17 protein-coding genes and 1 pseudogene are annotated in these 24,116 nt (G+C 38.6%); 3 read left to right on the plus strand and 15 right to left on the minus strand.

Features of this window, described 5'->3' with window-relative positions; translation table 11 throughout:
* Positions 1-14: 14 nt before the first annotated feature.
* From ACTWP7_RS17455 to ACTWP7_RS17515, 13 genes and pseudogenes are all read right to left on the minus strand, one after another.
* A complete protein-coding gene (locus ACTWP7_RS17455) occupies positions 15-938 on the minus strand; it encodes an ATP-grasp fold amidoligase family protein (RefSeq protein WP_443124307.1) in 924 nt (307 codons plus the stop codon).
* Positions 931-2,091, minus strand: coding sequence for an O-antigen ligase family protein (locus ACTWP7_RS17460; protein ID WP_443124308.1), 1,161 nt, complete (start codon positions 2,089-2,091; stop codon positions 931-933). Before ACTWP7_RS17460 ends, ACTWP7_RS17455 begins: the two co-directional genes overlap by 8 nt.
* A gap of 66 nt (positions 2,092-2,157) precedes the next feature.
* Complete coding sequence (locus ACTWP7_RS17465) at positions 2,158-3,306, minus strand: glycosyltransferase (RefSeq protein ID WP_443124309.1); 1,149 nt, start codon at positions 3,304-3,306, stop codon at positions 2,158-2,160.
* A gap of 38 nt (positions 3,307-3,344) precedes the next feature.
* Positions 3,345-4,364: a glycosyltransferase family 4 protein gene (locus ACTWP7_RS17470; RefSeq protein ID WP_443124310.1), complete on the minus strand. Its 1,020-nt coding sequence runs from the start codon at positions 4,362-4,364 to the stop codon at positions 3,345-3,347.
* Positions 4,365-4,390: 26 nt separating this feature from the next.
* The gene (locus tag ACTWP7_RS17475) at positions 4,391-5,299 is read right to left on the minus strand and encodes a glycosyltransferase family 2 protein (protein ID WP_443124311.1); all 909 of its coding nucleotides are present in this window, start codon (positions 5,297-5,299) and stop codon (positions 4,391-4,393) included.
* Positions 5,300-5,362: 63 nt separating this feature from the next.
* A complete protein-coding gene (locus tag ACTWP7_RS17480; RefSeq protein ID WP_443124312.1) occupies positions 5,363-6,127 on the minus strand; it encodes a glycosyltransferase family 2 protein in 765 nt (254 codons plus the stop codon).
* On the minus strand, positions 6,124-6,981 hold the full coding sequence (locus ACTWP7_RS17485; RefSeq protein ID WP_443124313.1) for an NAD-dependent epimerase/dehydratase family protein: 858 nt from the start codon (positions 6,979-6,981) through the stop codon (positions 6,124-6,126). Before ACTWP7_RS17485 ends, ACTWP7_RS17480 begins: the two co-directional genes overlap by 4 nt.
* Before the next feature lie 30 nt (positions 6,982-7,011).
* Complete coding sequence (locus ACTWP7_RS17490) at positions 7,012-7,602, minus strand: sugar transferase (RefSeq protein ID WP_443124314.1); 591 nt, start codon at positions 7,600-7,602, stop codon at positions 7,012-7,014.
* A 145-nt stretch (positions 7,603-7,747) separates the two neighbouring features.
* Positions 7,748-8,492: pseudogene (locus ACTWP7_RS17495) on the minus strand (UTP--glucose-1-phosphate uridylyltransferase).
* Positions 8,493-8,518: 26 nt separating this feature from the next.
* The gene (locus tag ACTWP7_RS17500) at positions 8,519-10,384 is read right to left on the minus strand and encodes a polysaccharide biosynthesis protein (RefSeq protein WP_443124315.1); all 1,866 of its coding nucleotides are present in this window, start codon (positions 10,382-10,384) and stop codon (positions 8,519-8,521) included.
* A gap of 323 nt (positions 10,385-10,707) precedes the next feature.
* Complete coding sequence (locus ACTWP7_RS17505; protein ID WP_443124316.1) at positions 10,708-11,475, minus strand: tyrosine-protein phosphatase; 768 nt, start codon at positions 11,473-11,475, stop codon at positions 10,708-10,710.
* A 191-nt stretch (positions 11,476-11,666) separates the two neighbouring features.
* A complete protein-coding gene (locus ACTWP7_RS17510) occupies positions 11,667-12,365 on the minus strand; it encodes a CpsD/CapB family tyrosine-protein kinase (protein ID WP_443124317.1) in 699 nt (232 codons plus the stop codon).
* The gene (locus tag ACTWP7_RS17515) at positions 12,355-13,113 is read right to left on the minus strand and encodes a YveK family protein (RefSeq protein WP_443124318.1); all 759 of its coding nucleotides are present in this window, start codon (positions 13,111-13,113) and stop codon (positions 12,355-12,357) included. Before ACTWP7_RS17515 ends, ACTWP7_RS17510 begins: the two co-directional genes overlap by 11 nt.
* Before the next feature lie 740 nt (positions 13,114-13,853).
* Here ACTWP7_RS17515 and ACTWP7_RS17520 point away from each other — a divergent pair.
* Complete coding sequence (locus ACTWP7_RS17520; RefSeq protein ID WP_443124319.1) at positions 13,854-14,831, plus strand: C40 family peptidase; 978 nt, start codon at positions 13,854-13,856, stop codon at positions 14,829-14,831.
* A 179-nt stretch (positions 14,832-15,010) separates the two neighbouring features.
* Here ACTWP7_RS17520 and ACTWP7_RS17525 read toward each other — a convergent pair whose 3' ends face one another.
* A complete protein-coding gene (locus tag ACTWP7_RS17525; RefSeq protein ID WP_443124320.1) occupies positions 15,011-15,238 on the minus strand; it encodes a hypothetical protein in 228 nt (75 codons plus the stop codon).
* 950 nt (positions 15,239-16,188) lie between these two features.
* The gene (locus tag ACTWP7_RS17530; RefSeq protein WP_443124358.1) at positions 16,189-20,544 is read right to left on the minus strand and encodes a S8 family serine peptidase; all 4,356 of its coding nucleotides are present in this window, start codon (positions 20,542-20,544) and stop codon (positions 16,189-16,191) included.
* Positions 20,545-20,837: 293 nt separating this feature from the next.
* Here ACTWP7_RS17530 and secA2 point away from each other — a divergent pair, with 293 nt between their 5' ends.
* The gene (gene secA2 / locus ACTWP7_RS17535) at positions 20,838-23,207 is read left to right on the plus strand and encodes an accessory Sec system translocase SecA2 (protein WP_443124321.1); all 2,370 of its coding nucleotides are present in this window, start codon (positions 20,838-20,840) and stop codon (positions 23,205-23,207) included.
* Positions 23,200-24,096 carry an accessory Sec system S-layer assembly protein gene (locus ACTWP7_RS17540; RefSeq protein ID WP_443124322.1) on the plus strand — a complete coding sequence of 299 codons (897 nt, stop codon included), beginning with the start codon at positions 23,200-23,202 and terminating at the stop codon, positions 24,094-24,096. Before secA2 ends, ACTWP7_RS17540 begins: the two co-directional genes overlap by 8 nt.
* Positions 24,097-24,116 lie beyond the last annotated feature (20 nt).

The following is a 24,116-nucleotide window of genomic DNA, read 5'->3' on the forward strand; positions in this document are numbered from 1 at the left end:
TATCTACACCTCAATTAAAATACTTGCTCATCATAATTATCTAATTTTATCCAATCTCCCATTTTCTTTTCCAAGTTTGGAGGATCAAACTGTTCAAAACCAGATCCATGATAAAAGGTAATTTCACCAAAATATAATTTATCTTTTATCGAATAAAAATCTACTCTTACATGTGGGAAATTATGAGATAATTTCTTGGCAAGGGTAAGCATTTCTTCTAACCTGTTTGGTTTAGGAATTTCTTTAGAAAGGTCATTATCATATTTTATTTTCGCGTCAACCAATTTCCAATCTACGGTAAATAAGTTTCTTTTATGATGAATATGTCTATTAAAATCCACTTGGATTAACTTTGGCTTGCCGTTAAAACAAAATATTTTATAATCTTTTAGTTCTGTCTCAGACTCATCTACCATGTATTTTTCGCAAATAATCCGTGGATTAACATTTTTGTAGGGCCACTCTCTACCAAACCAGTACCAATTTTTCTTCATCCATTTTCTCAATTTCTTTTTGCTTCCCTCTATATCAAGATTGCTTTTATTTGTACAAATAATGTTTGAGCTTGAGCCATGTGTACACTTAAGTACAAATTTTTCAGGGAGTCTTTTCCAGTCGATTTCCTCTACGTTATTATAAACACCTAAAATTGGTATCAAATATTCTTCACCTATAGTGTCTTTTATATAATTACGTACTTCATACTTGTCTACTAACTTACTATACGTAGAGTTACGGGCATTGAGTTTAAGCCATTGAAGTTTTTCATTATAAGTTTTAGGATTTTTAATGTTCAGTTGCTTCCCAGTTTCTGCTCTATAAATTAACTTTAAGTAAAGGCTATCAGGCAACCAATTAAATAAATTTTTTTCTCCTAATATCCTAACTATTGAAAAAGGATTACTCACTATTTTTTTTAGCACTCTTAATTTATTCATAAATACCACCATTTTTAATTATTTTAGATTTTTTTACTTCTACTCGATAAAAAGCTATCAAAATAGCTAGAAAGAGAATAGAAGTTTTATCATAAATATGTATAACCCCAAATCCTAAAAACAACAAAACACCATACATAATGAAAAGCACTCTATATCTTTGGTTAGTTATAAAATTATTTTTTTTATTAAACCATTGGATGGTATAGTTTTTCATTAAAACAAAGTATGGTGAAAAATATAATACCGCACCTAACAAACCCGTGTTAGCTAAAATTTCAGCATAAGTAGAGTGTGAATAGGTGCCAAATATAGAAATAACTCTGTATTGATCAAATCCTACACCAAACACGGGGTTATTCGCAAAAATCGAAAATGCTTCCCTGTACATTTGTTCCCTTGTACTGTCTCCAGATTCAAAAAAGGCCATAAGTCGGGTTAATAATACTGAATCTTGTAATAAAGGATATAACACATTAGATAATAATATTATTAATACTATTATTAGAGTTGTGTACTTAACCTTATTTGCTATCGTAAGTAACTTAAGTTGAGAGATGCTAATCATTAATAACCAAGAAACTAAGAGTAAAGCCACTGCTAATAGTGATTTTCTTGATCCAGTAAAGAGGATGATATATATAAACATTAATATACAAGACAAATATAAAATTGAAGAAAATAATTCCTTTATATTTAATTTATATAAAATAAAACCTACTCCTATGGTCATAGTTAAACCAAGGGTATTAGGGTTATTCGTTGGACTCATGGTTATCCTACCACCGCCGTAATCTACTCCCCAAAACAAAGTTGTTATAGCACAAATTATAACTAAAAAGATAAATGTGTTAACGAAGAATTCGACACTCTTCTCTACAATCGATACATATATAATTACAAAAGTCAGTATTAAAAATTGGAGATAGGTAATTATTGAATTTATCATTAGGACCTTATCTAATGCTACAAACATTCCAACCATCAAAGATACCAACGTGAATAAAATCCAAAATCTTATTTCAATTGGTAATACTTCTTTAAGGTTAGTAGATTGAGTGTAGGCGTGAAACAAAACAAGTCCTAACAAGCCAATTCCAGAGCCCAGTAAAAAGTTTGGTATTGAAAAGAATATAACTTGAAACCAGAGCATATATATTATTAAAAACACGTAGATTATTTTGCTTAAATATAAAGACATAATGCACCTCAACCTGAATTATTCACTAGCCTTTCTCTCTAAGAATGAAAGGATATTTGTAGCTCTTTTGGTTAAATTAAATGATGTAGAAGCTTCTAATGCACTTCTACTCATATTATCTTTTAAGAGATTATCATTATATAATTTTAAAATAGCCTCCTTTATACTTACAATGTCCATTGAATCTATGCGTATTGCAAATGCAGGATCCAATATATCATCGTTGAAAGGTCTATCGGAAGAAATTATTGGTAAACCGCATGCCATTGCCTCAATGATAGCATTGCAACTCCCCTCATTTAAGGTAGGCAAAGCAAATACATCACTAGCATTTAACCATTTAACTATATTATCATGGTTAACTTTTCCACTAAATATAGTATATCTGTAATTAGGCTTTTGAGGACCATCACCAATAAAAACTGCTTTGATTTTAGGATTATTTATAGATTCTAAAGCAGAACTTACTCTCTTAATTCCCTTTCTTTCTATAAAACTTCCTACAAAAATGACCACAAAGTCTTCCTCATTTACTTTTAATTCATTTCTAACCGTACTCTTACTAATATTGTGAAATTTCTCTTTATCAAATCCATTTGAATGAACAGATATTTTATTTTCCGTTATTTTATATGGTAAATCTAAAAGCCTTTCTTTCATTTCATTTGATACCGCTATACATCCAGAGCAACTATTAAAAATTTCTTGTATCATCTTCCTACTATAATCCTTTTGAAATTTAAATTCACTTTCCCCAAAGGCTATAAAAAATGGTTTTTGGTACCTAACTGAACATTCGTAAGCTGCGGCTCCTGCCTGACTAAGAAAATGTGAATATATTAAGTCAAATTCAATCTCATTTTTTTTTACAGTTGACATCACAGCCCTATTAAAAAGTTTGTTAGCTAACTTCTTTATAAAAGCAAAATTTGAAAATGTCATAAACTTAGGAGAATACAACTTATAACTTTTATCATTACTTACTTTATAAGTTGTAATATATCCCCTTAACTTACGTTTATTTTTTATACTGGTTGTTAAACTTTCAGGAGAGATAACTGTACATTCATGACCTTGTAACACCCATTTATCAACTAATTGCTTAACAAAAATATATTCATTATTCTCACCATGCGGATAATGGTTAGAAATAATTAATATTTTCAAATAAAACACCACCATTAAAGTTATTTTTCAAATCTCGATTAGGTTAATCTCAATAAATCATTCGCAACCCTTTGATAATTATAATAATCAAAAAAATCCTTCAAGTTAACATCCTTATAAGCATTCCTTTGAATTAAATTGATAATATCCATTTTGTGCTTTTGAGGGTTATTAATATCTATAAATAGTACATCATTTTTGAACTTTAAGTACTCAGTTTGCCCCCCTGTATTAGGACATATAATTTTACATTTATTTATAACAGCTTCTAGATATACAAGACCGAAAGGTTCATGCGGATTCAAAGAGATAAATATATCAGACTTTTTAAAATAATGTAGTGTTTCACTTCTACTCTTTTTACCTAAGAATTTTATATTTGAATTAGCATATTTTCTTTCTATTTCCTTCCTTAGAGGGCCATCACCGATAATTAAAAATTCTATTTCTTCCTTGTAATCACTAATGGTATTAAATAGTTCACATGCTACTTCAACATTTTTTGTCTGATCTATCCTACCAGCAAATAAAAAACGAATTTTACCATCTGAGTTTTTCTCCAAATCTTCATAAGATTCATTCAATCCCAAATGGATTACACCATCACTTTTTATCCCAAATATCTCGTTATTTACAAATGAAGTAATATTACTGTTACTTATATAATAATCTGTATACTTTCTCTTAGATTGAAATAGCTTATTTAATAAAGTCCTTTTTAAGAGAGAATACCTAAAAGTAGGAAAACCATGCAAGAAATGAACAACTTTACTTTTATTGAGAGCTTTTTTTATATTCTTATTCAAAATTACATACCACATAGAAGTAATGATTAAATCAGGTTTAAATCTTTCAATTACATTAATGATTTTTTTTTGGTTAAACAAAAACGTGAATTTATCAAAATATAATGTCTCATCATGAGAACTATAATCATTAGTAATTACTAATGTTTCATGGCCCAAAGATTTAAATGACTCTTTTAACCCTTCATTAAATGTTGCTACACCACCAAAGGACTTTTTATTATAAGTTGGTCCTATAACACAAATTCTCATATCATCACCCTCAACTAAATAGTCTGTTATCTTAATATTCTATTTATATATTTTAAGTCTCTAAATCTAAATAACTTTATATTATTTTTTAAAAAAGTTAACAATACCGAGAAAAATTGTTTTAAACCCCTTCTTTCATATAAAACTGAGAATAGAACTCTAGCACCACTTAGCCCAAACAATTTAAATTCTTTTTGATCTAAATTTGCTTTTAAGAATTTATAATATCTGATGAAAACCTTAACTCTAATATCAAAAAGTGTATTTTCTTTTCTAGTTGTTAAACTGGATTCATTTTTGGTAGCTACATAAATTACTTCTTTAGAAACTTTGAAGCTTCTCATAAAATATCCAACATATGTAGAGAACATTACATCATTTGAGGCACTAACTTCATCAAAGGCAATATTGTTCTTTAATAAGAATTCTCTAGATACCATCTTTGACCAAGGAACATGGAATTTGTACCTTAGTTCAAGTTCATTAATTAAATCGGGGTTAGAGAGATATTGGCGAATTAGGTTTTTGTAAGGAGTATGCCGATTACTCGCACATTTTTTATTTTCGTCGAAACTATCTGGAGTAAAAAAAATAATATCATACTTCTGTTTAAAGTACGGAGTAATAGTGCTAAAAAAGTCATTAACAAAATAATCATCTGCATCAGCAAATAAAACATATTTCCCTTTAGCTTTACTTAAGCCTATATTTCTGCATTTTCCTGCCCCTTTAGGGAGGATATTTTTTCGCTCTACAAATAAAACATTCTCATATTTTTCATATTTCTTTTTAAGATTATTGTATTGGGATTCATAACTAGAGTTATCATCTACAACTATTACTTCAATATTTGGTTCATTTGGAATACTATTTAACAATCTTTTTAATGATTGTGGAGAATTGTAATGGGGTATAATTATACTTAAGTCAAACATAAGGTATGGCTACTCCTTTTAATTATTAACAAAAAAATTTATAATATTTGTTACTCTAATTAATTACAAACCCAAATTTTTTTTGCTTGTTTTATAGATATACATATAAAGACATTTAATAGACTTAGATACACTGAGACACTGGCTACTTCTGTATATATTCCATGTCCAAAATATTGTTTTTAGCTTGTTTGAGCTTAAAGAAGAACTCGTCTTGCGATAATAGGCCAAGCTTTCTTGCATACCATAAGCGTTTATTTTCTCCATTTTTAGGACGTTCAACCATGTGGCGTAGTCTTCATGTTTTATGTTTGGCATCTTAATATCGTTTATGTGAAATCGATCTATTAATACCGTTAAGCAACCTATTGGATTACCATATAAAAGATTTTTGTAATCAACTTCCTTAGGCGCGTTAATTTTTTTATTTAATCTATTACCATACTCATCAATCCATTCATAACTGGTAAATGTAAAAGAGTATTTGTGACGCTTCATGAAATCAAGTTGCTTAGATAATTTGTTAGAATCCCATTTGTCATCACTGTCTAAAAATGCGAGGTAACGTCCTTTTGCAGTACTTATACCAACGTTCCTTGCATTGGCTACACCACTATTGTCTTTCAAAGTAATTAACTTAATTCTATTATCATTATAGTTTTTAATAGTTTTTATTGTTTTATCATGCGAGCAATCATCAATAATAAGAAGCTCCCAATTTTGATAAGTTTGTTTTGCTACTGAGGTAATAGCCTCGTTAATATACTTTTCACTATTATAGGCAGGCATAATTATACTTACAAGTTGACTATTATAGCTGTTTTTCATAAAATGTCCTCATCTCTCTCAGTTAATCTAATAGATTCTTCCAAGTTATATAAACAATAATTTTTTTCATGGTTTGAATCTTTTTTTTCATATATCAAATTTCCAAAAATCTTATTAACTACATTACTCTTAACAAGAAAAATCAAAGGGTTAAATAGGGTGGTTGTTCGAATTTTTTTTCCATTTATTTTTGAAATTAAACATACTAACTCGCTAACGTTAATGTATTTTTCATTTTGCGGAAGGAATATTCCTTTGCTAACATCATCAATAATTTGTTTTATAAATTCGGAGTAGTTGTCTATAAAAATCATACTACGTTTATTATTCACTTTCGGGAATATTGGACTCTTTACTGCTAACTTAGCTAATTTTTGATAATTGCCCTTGCAATTCTTTCCATATATCATTGGAGGTCGTATGATTGCTACGCGAAATCCTTCATCATCTAGATTTTTAAGTAATTCTTCAGCCTGAAATTTAGATTTCCCGTAATGGCTTTTTGGCTTAGGAATTGAGCCTTTATTTAATAAGCCTTTATGAGCACCATAAATACTCATTGAACTTACAAATATAAATTGTGTAACATTTTCTTCTTTAGCTTTTTTTGCAATATTATAAGCTAAATCCCTATTCACTTTATAATAAAGAGCTTTATTCTTTTTTGCTTCTTTTAAGTGAGCAATCCCTGCTACATGATAAATAACATCATACCTGCTAAAATCCTCACTTTGCCATCTATTATCTCTTACACTCAGAAAATCCACAGAATATTCTTCTGGATATTCTGCTAACCACCTCTCCAATCTCGTACCTATATAACTATTGCGGCCCGTTATTAATATCCTTTTCATTATTATTCAGACTCCTCAGTGCGGTATAATTCAACGTTTTTTACCACCTTCTACTACACCTTTACTATTTAATACGTTTATAACTGTCAAAAGAAAACATTTTATGTCCATGACTAGACCAAAGTTATTAACATAATCCCCATCTAATTTTGCCTTTACCTCAATTGCCAGTTCATCTCTTCCATTTACTTGTGCCCAACCAGTTAGCCCTGGATATACAGAGTTTGCTCCATACTTTTCCCTTTCATAAATAAGATCATCTTGGTTCCAAAGGGCTGGTCTAGGACCTATAAAACTCATATTACCTTTAAAAATATTCAATATTTGCGGTAATTCATCAAGGCTAGTTTTACGTAATATTCTCCCTGTTTTAGTAATATACATACTTGGATTTTCCAACAAATGAGTAGGTGTATCTTTAGGTGTTTCAGTCCGCATTGTTCTAAATTTTAACATTGAAAAATAGGACTTATTTACACCTACTCTCTTTTGTTTAAAAAAGACGGGACCCCTAGATTCAATTTTTATAAGAATTACTATTAATATAAAAGCTGGAGATAACACCACAAAGCACACTATAGAAAAAATAATATCAATAAGTCTTTTAACTTTTAAATACAAAACAATCCATTCTCCTTTAATTCAAAATATTCCATTATTTAAGGAAGAAATATTTTATTATAAAGTTTATTAACTCCGTAATTTAGAACATCAATTATATATTTAAAAGGGTGCTCCTAAAGAGCAACCCTTTTATATTGTATGCTTAATTCAAAGTAACCTTAGTTTCATTTAAAAGGTCTCCCATATATTTCAAAATTTCTTCCTTTAAATATTCACTTTCAAGTGCAAATTCTAACGTCTATTTTACCAGCCCAAGCTTCTCCAACGTCATAACGTTCACCTCCAAATCATAGGCAAGCACACGTTGAATCTTATTCACATCTGAATCGCATCCGTCAACTTCACTTCTCCACCTACCCCTTTTTCCTGCTTATCAAAAAACATGAAGACTTCCGAGTTCATAATGTAGCGCCCAAAATGGCTAAGTTTGAAGTAGTTGACCCTTGCTTTGCCTACGCTGCAAAAGTATTAACCTGATAGCGCCTGCCATCTTGAAGCTTAGGGTCAATATAATGCCATAGCGGTGTGTTTAACCTTCATCAACACTTTGAACACCAAAGACAGAAGAACGTGTATCTTCATACTGATCCAATAACTGACGAAGACAGGGATTTTCAGCTCGCAGCTATGCAAACGGTTCATTACCAATAAACTTACGAGCACTTCATGCTGCATATACTAAGTATTTGGCAAAATGATCTTCAATAAAACGCTGACTTTTACCTATCACAATAGTAATATCTTCTATCCCTGACTCAATAGCTTCTTCTACTGAACCGTTGGTTTACCCACAATCAGTAACATTTCTTTCGTCATTGCTTTTATTGCTGGTAGGAAGCGTGTCCTAGCCCCGCAGCCGCAGTAATTGCCTTTTTCACATTTTTCATAAGCAAGTTCTCCCCTTGTATTCTCTCTAATTCACATGTTCAATCACCGGTACTTTATTCGGCAAGCGGTTGTTCGCTAAATCAATGACATATTCTTTTAAATCATCCACATCGTTCTCGGAATAATGATCAACTAAATATTGAACTATTTGAAAATCAAACTCAACGGTTTTCCCAATAAAGATCTTCGGGAACACCGGCTTCTTATTTACTTCTTTATCACTCAACAACTCTTCGTACATCTTCTCACCTGGGCGAATACCATTGAATTGAATAGGAATCTGTTCTTCTGTAAACCCAGAGAGATGAATCAAATTCTTCGCAAGATCCACAATCTTAACAGGTTCACCCATATCAAGAACAAACACCTCTCCACCTCGAGCCAACGCTCCTGCTTGAAGAACTAATCGTGAAGCTTCTGGGATAGTCATAAAATAACGAGTCATATCAGGGTGAGTAACGGTAACGGGGCCACCAGAAGCAATTTGTTTTTTAAATAATGGAATGACACTACCACGACTGCCAAGTACGTTTCCAAAGCGTACCGCAACAAATTTCGTATTACTTTGCTTACTGATGTTCTGAACGACCATTTCGGCAATACGCTTCGTCGCCCCCATCACATTCGGAGGATTGACAGCTTTATCGGTAGAAACGAGCACAAACGCTTTTACACCTACATGATGAGCAGCTTCGGCGACATTTTTTGTGCCAATAACATTATTCTTAACTGCTTCTTTCGGATTTGCTTCCATCAGAGGCACATGTTTGTGCGCAGCGGCATGATAAATATAGGAGGGAGCGTAGTCTCGAACCACTTGAAATATACGGTCACGGTCTTGAACATCAGCTATGACAGTTATAAGTTCAGTATCAAAGTCTAGTTGTTTGAGTTCCATATGTATTGTATAGATACTGTTTTCCCCATGACCTAACAAAATTATCTGTTTCGGTCCAAATTTCACAAGCTGACGACAAATTTCTGAGCCGATGCTTCCTCCAGCCCCCGTTACCATAACCGTTCTTCCCTTTATTTCGGATTGGATGGAGTTAATATCAAGTTCAACGGGTTCACGACCTAATAAATCTTCAATTTGTACGTCACGGATCTGGTTGACCGATACATTGCCTAGGGCGATATCTTCAATCATCGGGAGGGTTTGTACATTGGATACTACACTTTTCGCCTCTTTAATGATTTCTTTAATCCTTGCTTGCTCAATAGAAGGCATAGCTATAACTATATGGTTAACTTTATGCTTATTAACCACTTCTTTTAGATGTCTGCTACTACCTAACACCGGGAGACCGGATATACTTAAGTGATGCATGGTAAAATCATCATCGATGAATCCCACTATATTCGTGTTAATGTCACTTGAGCCTTTCATTTGCCTGGCTAACATACGTCCCGCTGAACCAGCACCTACGATCAGGGTCTGTTTCAAATTAGGGTTGTTTTTCACCAATCGCGCCTTTTTACCTTTTGGATTAAAAGTTAACCCGTAGGTTTTAAAATAACGCCACGCAAATCTCACCCCGCCGATGAGTAAAACATGTAACATCCATGTAATAGCTAAAGCTCGTTCGTAAACCATTCCAAAAGCCATAAATTGAACAACAGCTGCACTCAAGATTGATAAACTAACAACTACTATAATACCAATTAACTCTTCCATACTCGCATAGCGCCATTTCTTTCTGTACATCCCTAAAACACCTGAAAATAAATGGTGCGTTAGTAACAAGACAATAGCTGAAACTAACATAATGCGATCAAAAGCTGCTACATAGGGATTTAAAAAGAAATGAGACATGTAAATGGAAAAGGAAACGATGATCGAATCAATAAGTATTAATAAAATAAGTCTTTTCCTTAAAGAAGCAAACATTTCAATTACCCTCTCCTTTCAATATTAATTAATGGGTGAGTCTAATAAATTATTCTTCAAAGCTTATAGAACTACACCGAGATTTTTATAGGTAGTATGAATTTACTAATTTCGTTTAATTTATATAAGTTCATAACATTAATCATTATAGCAGGTTTAGATTTCCGTATGAAGGGGAACAAGGCAATATTTTACACAATATTAATAGATTATGTCATATGATCCCGATCGCTTTTTAATAATGCGTTTTCATTAATAATAAAAAACAACCTCTGTCATATAAATGGACTAGAAGTTGTTAGTATTTTTAGTTTATTCAGCTTTTAGAATAGGCCAAAAGTCTTTTTCTTTTTCACGTGCTGCGGCGGGTCTGAGGCTAAGATCCCGTTCTCCAACAATTCTTCAGCATTCTCCGAAAGAAGATAGACCATATCCAGTCCGAATTCTTTCCTAACTTCGCTATAGGCCTCAGTCATACAGAAACCACGACTTGACGTATTGTGAGCATCGGAAGCGATTAGGTGAGCTAAATTTGCTCCTATCAATTGATTCGAGAATTTTTTTATCTTCTTTCCAAAATGACCGCATACACTTCCAGCTGTAAGTTGAACGAACGCTCCATTTTTAACTAGTGTGTAAAGTGTATGTGGATGCTCCATAATGTGTTTATTCCGTTCCGGGTGAACGATGATCGGATGATATCCTTCAACCTGTAAATCAAATAGCAACTTACTTGTGTAACGTGGGACACTGTCAGGTGGAAACTCTACGAATACAAATTTAGTATCTACATTAAGTGATAGCACCTCTTCACTTTGTATACCTTCCAGCATCTCTCCATGGATTCTTGTTTCCTGCCCAGGCAGAACTTTTAATTCAATTCCTCGTTCGCTTAACTGCCGGTTTAATTCAGCTACTTGAATTAGGATATCGTTTTTATAGTTATTATAGGTTCCATTCATATGGTGCGGCGTCGCAATGATGGTATCAATACCATCCTCTACAGCTGCTTTAGCCATATCCATACTTTCTTCCATGGTCTGAGCTCCGTCGTCTACTCCCGGAAGAATGTGACTATGAATATCGATCATATGCCGGACTCCTCTCTATGTCATATTCTTAGGTTATTAGTCTTATAAAGTCTATTATAGAGTATATCAGTTTAAGGTCTCGAATTGAAGATATTTTAGTAGAATCATTTTGTTTTTTATATTACAAATTCCAACATTTTTGAATATTTCTAATAATTTATTATAAAAAAGAGAGAGGAAAGTTCCTCTCTCTAGTTTCCGTAATAATAATAATAGTTACTGTCTTTAACATCCATATCATTCAGCACCACGCCAAGAATATTGGCTCTTGATTGTTCCAATTGTTCTTTCGCTTTTCCGGCTGCTTCCTGTTCAGTCTGCTTGCTGCGAACAACGAGTAACGCGCCATCTACAAACTTAGATAACACCTGCGAATCGGCAACTGCTAAAACTGGCGGCGTATCGAAAATGATCATATCATAGTGTTCTTTAGCTTCTTCTATTAACTTTTCCATCATTGTTGAACCTAGTAATTCAGAAGGGTTCGGAGGAATCGGACCGGATGGAAGAAGATCCAGGTTCTCTACACGGCTTTCTTTTGCCAATTCTTTCAGAGAACGATTCCTTACTAAATAATTACTCAATCCCGAAGTATTATCCGCACGAAAAGTATAATGTACAGTAGGCTTACGAAGGTCTGCATCGACCAGCAGCACTTTCTTACCTTGCTGTGCAAATACTACTGCTACATTAGCCGTTGTTAAGGACTTACCTTCCGAAGGTCCAGCAGATGTAACAATCATCGTTTCTAGTTCTTTGTCGACAGAGGCAAATTGTAAATTCGTACGGATCGTCCGGTATTGCTCGGCAATCGGTGATTTAGGATTGTCGTTCGCAATAATGCTTCGCACTGACGTTTGTTGATTCTTTTTCTTCTTGTTAAGCGCCAATTGATTCACTCCTCACCTTTGTGTCTTCCGTCTTTTTTCTGGTAGGACGACGCTCCGGCAAATCTTCTTCCGTAATGGTCGAGACAACACCCATAACTGGAAGCTCTAAATGGCTTTCTATATCTCCTTCAGATTTAAGCGTATTATCCAAGTACTCCAGTAAGAAGGCTAGTCCAACTCCTATCATTAACCCAACAACTAAAGCAATCGCAATGTTCAATGAGAGTTTAGGACTTACTTGAGTCGGTGTGGAACCAACAGCTGCTTCGGACAGGACATTAACGTTATCTACGTTCATTAATTGAGGAATATCTTCTTTAAATACCTGCACAGTTGTGTTGGCTATAGCTGCTGCTTGCTGTGGGTCCTCATCTGTAGCAACAACGTTTACCACCTGCGATTGTTCGGCGTTGGATACTTGAATCTTATCGGATAGAGTACCCGAAGTTACGTCTAAGCCTAACTCTTCCACAACCTGATCTAATATGCGTGGACTTTTAATAATGACGTTATATGTATTGATTAGTTCCACGTTAGTTCTAATATCATCTACGTTATATGGGTTTTCAGCTGTATCTGCCTGCGACTGATTAACGATGAATTGAGATGAAGCTTCATAAGACGGTGTTAATACAAAGAAGGTGACTAAAGCACTAATAATGGCCGCTCCGGCAGCAAGACCAATAATAAGTAATAAGCGTTTTTTCAGAACCTCAAATATTTCCTTAAGGGATATTGTTTCTTCCATTACTAAACCTCCAGATATTGTCGAATTTCAAAACATAGAGTCATTATATCATAGATAAATATGGGAATGAGTGCACACTTGTTAATTTTTCAAATAGTTTACAATCACAGACTAAAGTCTGAAGACCTAATGCACAAAAATCCATAACATAGTTTATATCGACACAATACACCCATCATTAAATAGATCAAAAGACAGGATTATATTCCAATAATATCCTGTCTTTTGATCTATTATTTCATCATGTATCTATTGTAATACAGATCATAAGTAATCATGCAATATTAAAGTGAAGTCGTAAATAATACGATCTCTATATGTATTGAAATACAATATGGATGGTATAAGTAAGTACCACTGTCGTAGATGATCTTCGTGATATCTCTGCTATCTTTATTCATTCTTAATTTATTTCTAACTTGCGAGTTTATTCTCTCTATCTACTACATTCATTTCAGTTTTTACATAAGAGGAAAACCAATTATAGATGAAATAAATTTCCATAATATGTAAGTTAGTGCAGTGACTAATTCTATAAAAATTCCACACTTTTGTAACCAATGCGAAAATTTCATAGAGGTTAGAGTCCAGTAAACCCGCGCCCTTTACCCATTTTCTAACTCTCGCAAACCCCTTGTCATTTAATTGTTACACAACTGTAAATTCATAGCGGAAAATGTTGTGATACATTAGAAAAGGATTAAGAGAGACGAAAAAAATTTCAGGGGGATTAAAAATTTATGAAGAAAGCTCTTATGTCGTTACTCGCATTTTCTATGGTTTTTCTACTGTTCGTACCTAACTCTTTAGCTGGCTCAAGAATTGGGAACCAAATAGTAGATCTAGCATTCAAGTATGACTATGCACCTTATGTTTGGGGCGGTACATCTACTCACGGATTTGATTGTTCAGGATATACACAGTATGTATATGATAAGGCAGGCATTGATCTACCTCGTACATCAAGATCACAGTATGGCGAAGGGGATTATGTAAGTCGTTCAAACTTGCAGCCTGGTGATCTCGTATTCTTCGGTGATCCGATCTGGCACGTAGGGATATACATAGGAAATAACAAAATGATTTCTGCTGAAAATCCGAGTGACGACATAGAAGTTGCTTCTCTTACTGGTTACTGGGACCGTAACTACCGCGGCGCTAAGCGTGTAGCTGATGTCGGAGTATCCAGTAGTTCTCTTCCAACTGGAAGCTACCACGACCTTGATAGCGATCACTGGTCTGCAGATGCAGTAAGTTCACTAAGTAAACAGGGTATTATTGATGGTTATGACGGCGATCTATTCAAGCCTAAAAATGATGTAACTCGTGCGGAAGCTGCTAAAATGCTTGCTGATGCGCTTGATTTAGACAATGGACACGGTTCAAGCTTTGATGATGTTTCTTCTTCTCACTGGGCTTCTGATTATATTGAAGCCGCTGCTGATGAAGGCTATATCTCAGGCTATGAAAATGGTGACTTCAAACCTGACCAATCGATCACTCGTGCGGAAATTGCATCAATCTTCGCTAGAGCTTTTGATTTAAACTCTTCTGGAAGCAACAAATTCTCTGATATTAGCAGTAGTCACTGGGCGTATGACCACATTAAAGCCCTAAGTGCGAATGATATTACAGAGGGTTATGAAGATGGAACATTCCGAGTAAACAACGAAGCTACTCGTAGTGAGTTCGCAGTATTCCTATACCGCGCTTTGTAAGTTTTTAAACCTAAAAAAGCCATTTTTCCTAAAATAGGAAAAATGGCTTTTTTATATTCTCTAGTTCTTCTCTTTCTTCTCTCAATTTAACACCTAGTTTCTTCTATTATATATAGTTGCTTTACTTCCTGTTTTTCTTTCCTTCTTTGCATTACCTTCCGTGAGCCAAATCTTTAAGGCTACTCTCTATTAATTAATGACATTACCTTCCCTAGAATAAGAAGGGCTATCCATGCTGCTGCTCCTCCACCCAGCGAATAAATCACTCCCGTAAGAAAGTGATTAGAGGTAATATATTTATGGATAAAACCCGTAATTTGGTTATCAAGCATCATCCAGCTTAAAAGAACAACAAACAAGAATAATGCCCTAATCAGCGGCATATTTCCCTCTTCTCTTTTCTTCATATACTTACCTCCTGAGTACTATTCTCCTGTACATCGCAGGGAACGCCTTTTTAAGGATTTTGAGAATTATCTATTACTTCTTTAAGACTCGCTTATATATAAGAAGAAATACTTCAAAAATACAAGACTACTTTATACCTCCAAATTCATTTCACATGTGAAACCTCCTAATCCTGAAGGATTCCTGGTGCGGGGGGATGATAGATTAACGTTACCTTCTACAACGTTAATCTGAGTGGCTTAAATATTCATATAACTGTATAGAGAGTACTTCCCCCGATCTCTTAAATAATTTATTAATCCATATATTGTTAGGTCTGGAGGGTAACAGCGAGACTCCTGTGGGATAGACATAAAGCCGCTGAAAAACTGAAGATTTATGACGGGCTACACAAAAGCGAACTTATCCCCTCTACCTCTTCATTCGTTTCCCAGATCGTTTACGACTGGTTGGCTGTTGTAAGTTCAAGAAAAGCACTCTTTTATGATGGATCTCCGTTGCTTCCACGATGAGCGTTCGGTGGTGACGCCTGCGGGAACAGCGCGAGCCGAAGATCCACTTGGTCAAGTGGTCTTCTTGACCAAGTTAGCTGAGGTCGTGCCCGCGGCAAGCATCCACCGACAAGCGATTCGTGAGAAGCAACAACAAACTGCCCCAACTCCCCTGGGTAGAAAGGGGTTTTTCAGTGGCCTCATGAACATAACAGGTGAGCCGCTGCAGGACGCAGGGTCGTTCGATGTTGCCACACGATGTGGCGGTCTTAGTCGAACATCCACTGTGTTGAGCCCGCGGAAAGCAAGCTGTTCCCTGGAGCCCTTTCTCCACCTCAAAAAATAACAGAATCAAGCCTTCCAGATAACTTGATTTAATACACTTAAAAAGTTCAATTGATTCAAAAATAAAAACAGCTGAGGCTCATCTAAGCCTCAGCTGCTTCTTGTTTTCCTACTTACTTAATGAAACGATCATCCTCAGCTTTTGCAAGGAACATCGCAAATTCAGCACGAGTCGTGTCACGGTCCAGCTTGAACGTTCCATCCGGGTAACCGATGGAAATCTTGTTAGCTGCCAGCGTATTGATGTAATCATACGCCCAGTGATCAAGAGGCACGTCACTGAATCCGTCGTCGGTGCTGCCTTTCAGGTCATAAGCATCGACAAGGATTTTCGCCATTTCAGAACGCTTCAGGCTGGCTTTCGGATTAAAGTTGCCGTCCGGGGAACCAACCATAATTCCGCTTTCTGCAATCGCTGCGATATCGGCATAGCCGTAATCGCCTTCGTTCACCTCATTGAATTCTGGATTTTCGACATTGTCTGTGTCCAGGTCAAGGATACGAACGATCATTTTCGCGGCATTCACACGGGAGATGTCGTCATTGGTTCCAAAATCACCATTTGGATAACCGAGGATGACTCCGCCCACGTTCAGCTTCTGAATCACTTCTTCTGCCCAGTAATCTTCTGGAATATCGTTGAAGGATTTAGCTTCTTTATCAGATTGATAGATTGTGATTTGCTTGGTCGTTGTATTTCCGGCCAAGTCCACGAGTTCAATCTCAAAGGTGTTTTTACCTTCTTCCAGATTTACCGCTTCGCTGATCGTTTCTTCAATGGATCTCATTTCATATGGTTCTTTAAAGATGTTCTTGTAAACTTCGCTGCCATCTACATAGAGACGAAGCTCGTCAAAGTTATCTTTTACATTCATATCAAGTTCCGCTTCCCCTTGATCGGTGGTGTGCGGTCCATCGATAGATAGAACAGGGTTAGTGGAATCTAACATAAACCTTCTGATGAAGGAAATGTCATTGCCACTATCATCTACAGCTTTAAATTCAATTTCTTTGAATCCATCTTTCTTGAAGCTGATGGTTTCGTTGAAGTTGTAGCGCTGGTTTTCTTTATCCCAGTTCAATTTCGCTTCTTTGCCATTAATGGTCAGGCTCTCTACTTGAGAGTCATCTTCCACGTAGCCTGTTACGGCGACTTCTTTGTTATTAGTAACACTTAAGGCTTCTGGAGTAAGGGCAATGACACCTGGAATCGTATCATCCGCTTCTTCCATAACATTGTCAGACGTGGTGTTGCCTGCATAGTCATGCGCAACGACTTTTACGTTGTCCGCTTCGTCAGGATTCTCAACGGTGTACGAATCAGCGTCCGCACCAAGAGAATCTTCCGAAACAAGTTCGCCATTTACAAGGACATCAAAGTGAGAAAGTCCTGTGTCTTCATCAAAAGCGTCCCAGTTGATTTGACCGCTCTCCTGATCGTAGGTCACTTCAAGAGAAGGCGCATCTGTGTCCACTTTGACTGGAATCATAAAGGACTGCCATTCGGCATCTGGATAGTCTACTTTAGTCTTCACTTCATAGTAGTACTGACCGTCTTCTACGACTTCACCTTTTACCTTGCCATCCCAGGCAGCCGGTGCATAGATGTTGGCAACAGGTGCAGCACCTGCGTCAAAGTAATTCTTTCTCAATTCATCACGGGTACGGATGGTGCGCAGTTCGTTCTTATCTTCATCTAAGATATTGAACTCGACATCCTTCGCATTTCTTAAGAAAGAAAGGTATGGTACAGCTTCTTCACGTGCTCCGTCTCCATTTGGAGAGAAACCGACGTTCTTCTCATCACCTGTTAAGGCTGCATCCTCTTCTAGTAGAGGGCTGACACCCAGGTACTCGTAACCAAGCTCAGATGGAGTTAATAGACCGGTAGCGTTGTAGAAGGAATTGCCTTCATAAATCGTATCATCTACTACTGGCGCTTCATCCCATTCTCCGTGGTAACCGACATAAGGTACGTTAATTTCTGGATTTGTATCATTCGGATCCGTGAAACTAACGAATCCTTCTACGAAGTAGCCATTTTCAAATAGTTCATCAAGCGCGACGTTATAGTTCCAATCGACTGTGTTTTCAAGATCGACCGTGACGTCTACTTCAACAGAAGAATTAGCTGGAACAACGACCTGATACCCATCTTCTCCCTGGGCGCCATTCGATGAACTCATATCAATTGGGTATTCCCCTTTGAATGGCTGCTCATCACTGGTCGTTCCTTCTTTGAAAATTCCTTGTGTTTCTTCACGAATTTCAAAGTTATTGGTATCTGAATTCTGGACCACAAGATCCGTCTGTACGGTACCGTCTACATTATAGACCGCATTCTCGTCACTTACGTTCTCAAGTTCCACCGTGAACGTTTCTTTCGTGTCCATTTCTTTCAGAGAAACCTTACCAAGACCGGAGTCTTTTTCAGTCGCAACGACTGGCGTCTTCATGGCGGCATGTAAATCCATTAGTCCCGCTCCCTGGTGACGAGGGGAATAATAGAAGCCAAGGTTTAGCGCATCATTGTATAGACCTTTATCAATTTGCGGAGCTGACGTATTCATCAGAAGATTTTTCGTCATTTCCACACGGTTAGCATTGTCTAAATTAAATTCTTTGTCCACTCGCTGCATCACAAGGGCAGATCCACCTGCTACATGCGGCGCAGCCATGGATGTTCCACTCATCAACCCGTAATCATTATCTTGCATGGTTGAAAGAATGCTTGCTCCTGGTGCCGTGATTTCAGGTTTGAAATCAAGGTTCGGTGTTACACCCCAGGAAGAGAACCCTGCCATACTTCCTGCTTGTGGGTTTTTCGATTTTACTTCTTCGCCTTTAAAGGCAATCTCAAGATTTTGTCCGTTATCCAAATATCCTTTCATCTCTTGTCCTGTGGCTTCCAGGATACCAAGCTGTGGAATGTTGATTTCGGAACTGGAAGCCATGCTGATATAACCATCTACATTATTGTAGATAATGGCAGCAACTGCTCCTTCTTCTTGTGCATTTAAGGTTTTGCTGACAAATGTAGATTCACCCCGGCTGATGAGGGCAATTTTGCCTTCAAGGTCAATGCCTTCAAAGTCATTTGCATTCGGGTTTGAATCCGAATCATCAGGCTTACGTCCAAGACCGGCATCTACGACTTCGTAATAATTTTCTCCAAGTGTTTCAGGATCTACTTCACTTGCAGACAGGAAGGATACTGGATCTTTCTGCTCCCCATCTACTTGAGTATTGAAAGCACTCAGCATTAAGTATTCATTTTCAAAAGCAGCGACTTGCAGGGAGTCTGTTGATAGTCCTGGAGCTCCTACAAGACCGGTATCCGGGTTCGAAGCAAACGGATTGTTGAATCCGCCGCCGAAACGATCGGAGTTTCCGGCTGAAATCGCCATCATTACGCCGTTATTCACGGCTCTTTCGACTGCTTTCTGCTCAGGATCTTCTGGTAATACGAAGCTTGCCGTGGAGCCAAGACTCATATTGATCACGTCTGCTCCAAGCATAATCGCATCATCAATCGCTTTAACATAGATATCACTATACGTGGACGGCATTTCCGGATCGTTACCAAACACTTTCAATCCGAGAATCTGGGCTTCTGGAGCTACCCCTTTAATTCCGCCATTATCTTCATCGCCATTGGCACCTACTGTACCGGATACGTGCATGCCGTGTTCACTGGCATTAGGTCCAAGGTCAAGTATGGTATCATTTTCGTCCGCATAGTTGTAGCCGTAAGGAACTTTCTCCGTGAAATATTCCCCTTTCAGTTCTCCGGAATCTTTATATCCGGATATGTCATCTTGACTAAGTTCGGTTTCGGTGTCTTCGCTTAACACCATATCCTTATGAGACGGGTCAATGCCTGTGTCAATAACACCGACAGTCATCCCTTCTCCTTTATATCCGTATTCCTGCCATGTTTTCTGAGCGTTTACAAGCTCCTTACTATATAACATTTCTGGATCGATTACTTCCGGACGCTCATATTCATGACTGATATGTACTTTGCCCACATTCGGAAGAGATTCTAGTACTTTAATCGCTTTGTAGTTGACCACTCCACTAAACCCGTTCACGACGGTGGTGAAGCTTTCCTTATAATCCATTGGCACCGATTCAGCGGAGATGGATTGTTTTACTTTCTCCTGCTCTTGTAGAGCTTGCTGTTGTAATTGTTCTTTCTTTTCTTTAGGTAATTCCTGATAGGTCGTACCTGTTGATTTCGCTTGTTCAATTGCTGGTTCGTTCTTCAGTTCGACAATGACGCGGACATCATCGTTCGGTGAATATTCTTTCTCTGCATCCGTTTTCTTAATTTCCTTTTGTACCTTTGGTTTCGCCTCGGGTTCCGGCTGCTGTACATCCGTTTTATCGGTTATTCCACTGGCCGCAAACACCGAGTTTGAAAAAGCGAGCAGGAAAATAAAGAATAGAATCAAACTCTTCTTCATGTTCAAATGGTTGTCCTCCTTATTATTTCTATCAAAAAACCTAAAATTACCCTCCTTTCTACTTTTTTACAACCTTAAGTATATTCAAATATTCATAAAATTACAAATTGTAACATGTAGGACGTTGTCCTTATCCAGTGGAAAAATCATGTAATGAAGGAAGATTCATAGTCTGATCATACTAGGTACACACGCCGACAGATTGTTTCCAAAACTTAACGTAATTCGTCTAGAAATGACAGGACTTACCATGGTAAAGTAAAGGATAACTACCTAACCAAGGAGCATCCACCATGATGAAGAAACTCTTCCCTGACAAACGGGGACGTGAATGGAAGACCTATGAGCACGATCTCCGTGCTATCAATCAATTGGAATCCCCGATGTCTGCGCTTTCGGACGATGAGCTGCGGGCGAAAACGAGCGAATTCAAGACAGCTTTGAGCGAGGGTCGGACTATTTATGACATCCGCGCGGAAGCCTTTGCTGTCGTGCGGGAAGCGGCCCGCCGCGTGCTTGGACTCCGGCCCTATGACCTCCAGCTGCTCGGAGGACTGATCATGTCGGACGGTCACATTGCAGAGATGGCGACCGGCGAAGGAAAGACGCTTGTCGCAGCCCTTTCCGGCTATCTATTTGCCTTAGAGGAAAAGGGTGTCCATTTGATTACGGCCAATGAGTATTTAGCACAGCGTGATTATGCACTGATGAGTCCTTTGTATGATTTTCTCTGGATATCTACTGGGTTAAATTTGAATCAAATATCCCAAACTGAGAAACTGGCAGCCTATCAGGCCGATTTGACCTACGGGACAGGAACCGCCTTCGGGTTCGACTATCTTCGGGATCATCTGACACGGGATCAAAAGAACCAGGTGCAGCGCCCCTATCATGTCGCGATGATTGATGAGATTGACAGCGTGCTGATCGACGAAGCGAAGACCCCGATGCTCATTGCCCGCAAAATGGAAGCCCACGCGAATCTTCATAAGCTGGGGGCTCTTGTGATGCGTACGTTTCAAAAGGATACGGATTATGAGCTGGATCCGGAAACGAAGGCAGTCCATTTTACCGATCAGGGGATACATAAAATCGAACGCGCCTTTGATATTGAGAATCTGTTTGACCTCGAGCATCAGACGCTCTATCACTACATGATGCAGGCGGTCCGGGCCCGGGTTCTTTTTCATAGAGATCAGGATTATGTGGTCGATGAGCAGCAGATTAAGCTGATTGACACCTTCACCGGGCGGCTGATGGAAGGACGCACGCTATCCGACGGCCTTCATCAGGCCCTGGAAGCGAAGGAAGGTCTTGCGATCACGGAAGAGAATAAGCCCCAGGCGTCGATTACCGTACAGAACTTCTTCCGGATGTACCCGAGGCTTGCAGGCATGACCGGTACGGCGAAAACCGAAGAAGCTGAATTTCAAAGTGTGTACGGCATGAAGGTCTGGCCGGTTCCGACGAATGAACCTGTCCTCCGTGAAGATCATCCAGACCAGGTGTACCTGACCCAGGCGGATAAGTACCGCGCGATTGTCAGCGAGGTGGAAACGGTACACGCGTCTGGACAGCCGGTCCTGATCGGCACCTCTTCTATTTTGCAGTCGGAATACCTATCCAACTTGCTTCAGGAAGCCGGGATTACGCATGAGCTTCTAAATGCGAAAAGTGTGGAGCAGGAAGCGCGCTTGATTTCGCTCGCCGGACAGGTCGGTCAGGTGACGATTGCGACCAACATGGCCGGACGCGGAACGGATATTGTTCTTGGCGAAGGTGCGGCCGCATGCGGCGGTCTGCATGTGATCGGAACGGAACGCCATGAATCACGCCGCATTGATAACCAGTTGAAGGGACGTGCCGGACGGCAGGGTGATCCTGGCTCTTCCCGCTTCCTGATTTCCTTAGAAGATGAGATCGTCGAGCGCTTCGGACAGACCGAGCGGGATCGTAAATGGAAACACCCGAAAACGAACGAAGACGGATTAATTTTGCACAAACAGATTGATTCTTTTATGGATACGGTGCAAAAAATCAGCGAAGGCAGCCAGGCGAACATCCGGGCATCTATTCTGAAGCTGGATGATGTAATCCACGATCAGCGCACTGTCGTGTACAGGCTGCGCAACCAGATCCTTCAAAACGAAGATCCAATTGGAATCCTCGCGCCTATGGTCCTGGATTACGTTCACGAACTCGCGCAAACGCACTGTCCGGAAGCAGAAGCGTCTGAAGAATGGGACGTAGAGAAACTCGAGAAGGATTTAAAACGTGCTGTACCGGGAATAGATAGTCAACTTGCTCAGACCGATTATGAAGATCAGGAGGAGGTTATCTCCGATCTTCATGCGCTGGTCGAGCGTTATCAGGGGCAGATTCAGAAATGGAAAGGCCGGCCGGCTGTGCAGCACAAGGTTGCCCAGGGTGCGCTCGGCGTTCTCGACCGGCACTGGATCCGTCACCTGGACAGGATGAACCGCCTGAAAGAAGGCGTCGGCATCCGGCAGTACCAGCAGGAAGATCCGGTCCGGCTCTATCAACAGGACGGATATGAGCTGTTCACCCAGTCGTTTGCGGCCATGCGGCAGGACATGGTCCTCTGGATGGCTGAGGTGCTGGAGCCGTTAGAGAAATCCAAGGAGGAATCCCCCCATGTTTAATTTTCGAAATCATAAAAAGCAAGATAGCGATGCGGCCTATGACGAACATGCGGTCCATGCTCAGGAACTTGGGCTGTCCGGGGACGCGTCAGAAGAGGAAGCTGTGTATCCGGAGCTTTCCTATCATCCGGATTGGCAGCTTGAGCAGGAAGATGAGTACGTGTACCGCTTCTGGAACCAGGATTTGCCGCCGCTTAAACCGAACCAGTTCAGTATTCACGGCGTTGACTTGAAGCAGACGAACGGGACGCTTGTGGTTGAAGCGTTTGTGAGAAATTCCTTATCGCGAAGCATTACCTTAAAGACGATGACGATCCTCCTGCTTAATCAGCAGGGATTTCCCGTTGCGAGAAAATGGTTTGATCTGAAGAAGGTCGGCACGATTCCGGCAAGATCCAGCCGTCCATGGACGTTTACGTTTGAACAGCAGCACCGGGTCACGTCCGATGCTAATCCGCCGGTGCACGGCTGGAAGCTGGTCATTGAACCGAACCAGAAGCACCGCAAGCACACGCTTGATTTAGAAGAAAGTCTTGAGCAGTCCCTTCCGTCTGGTGATGCGGAGCGTTTGGAACGATATGTGGAGGGTCTGGAGCCGCCAAAGCCCGGGGAGATTAATTTTGTCGGTTTGAAAGCCGAGCAGAAAGAAGACGCTCTTCATGTTGCGCTATTGATTCGAAACGGCAGCGATCGTTCGATCAACCTCCCCCACCTGCCGCTTCAGGTTAAAGATGCAACAGGTGACGTCGTGGCGCAGGGAGCGTTCAAGCTGCAGCACGTGGAAGTGAAAGGCAATACGAGTAAGCCGTGGACATTTGTTTTTCCGGAGTCGATGATTCTGAGCGAAACAATTGATTTGTCCCGGTGGAAAGCTTATCCGATTCACTAATAATAAGCCCTGTTGTCCTT

The sequence above is a fragment of the Halobacillus sp. B29 genome (assembly GCF_052246755.1).
Classification (GTDB): Bacteria; Bacillota; Bacilli; order Bacillales; family Halobacillaceae; genus Halobacillus; species Halobacillus halophilus.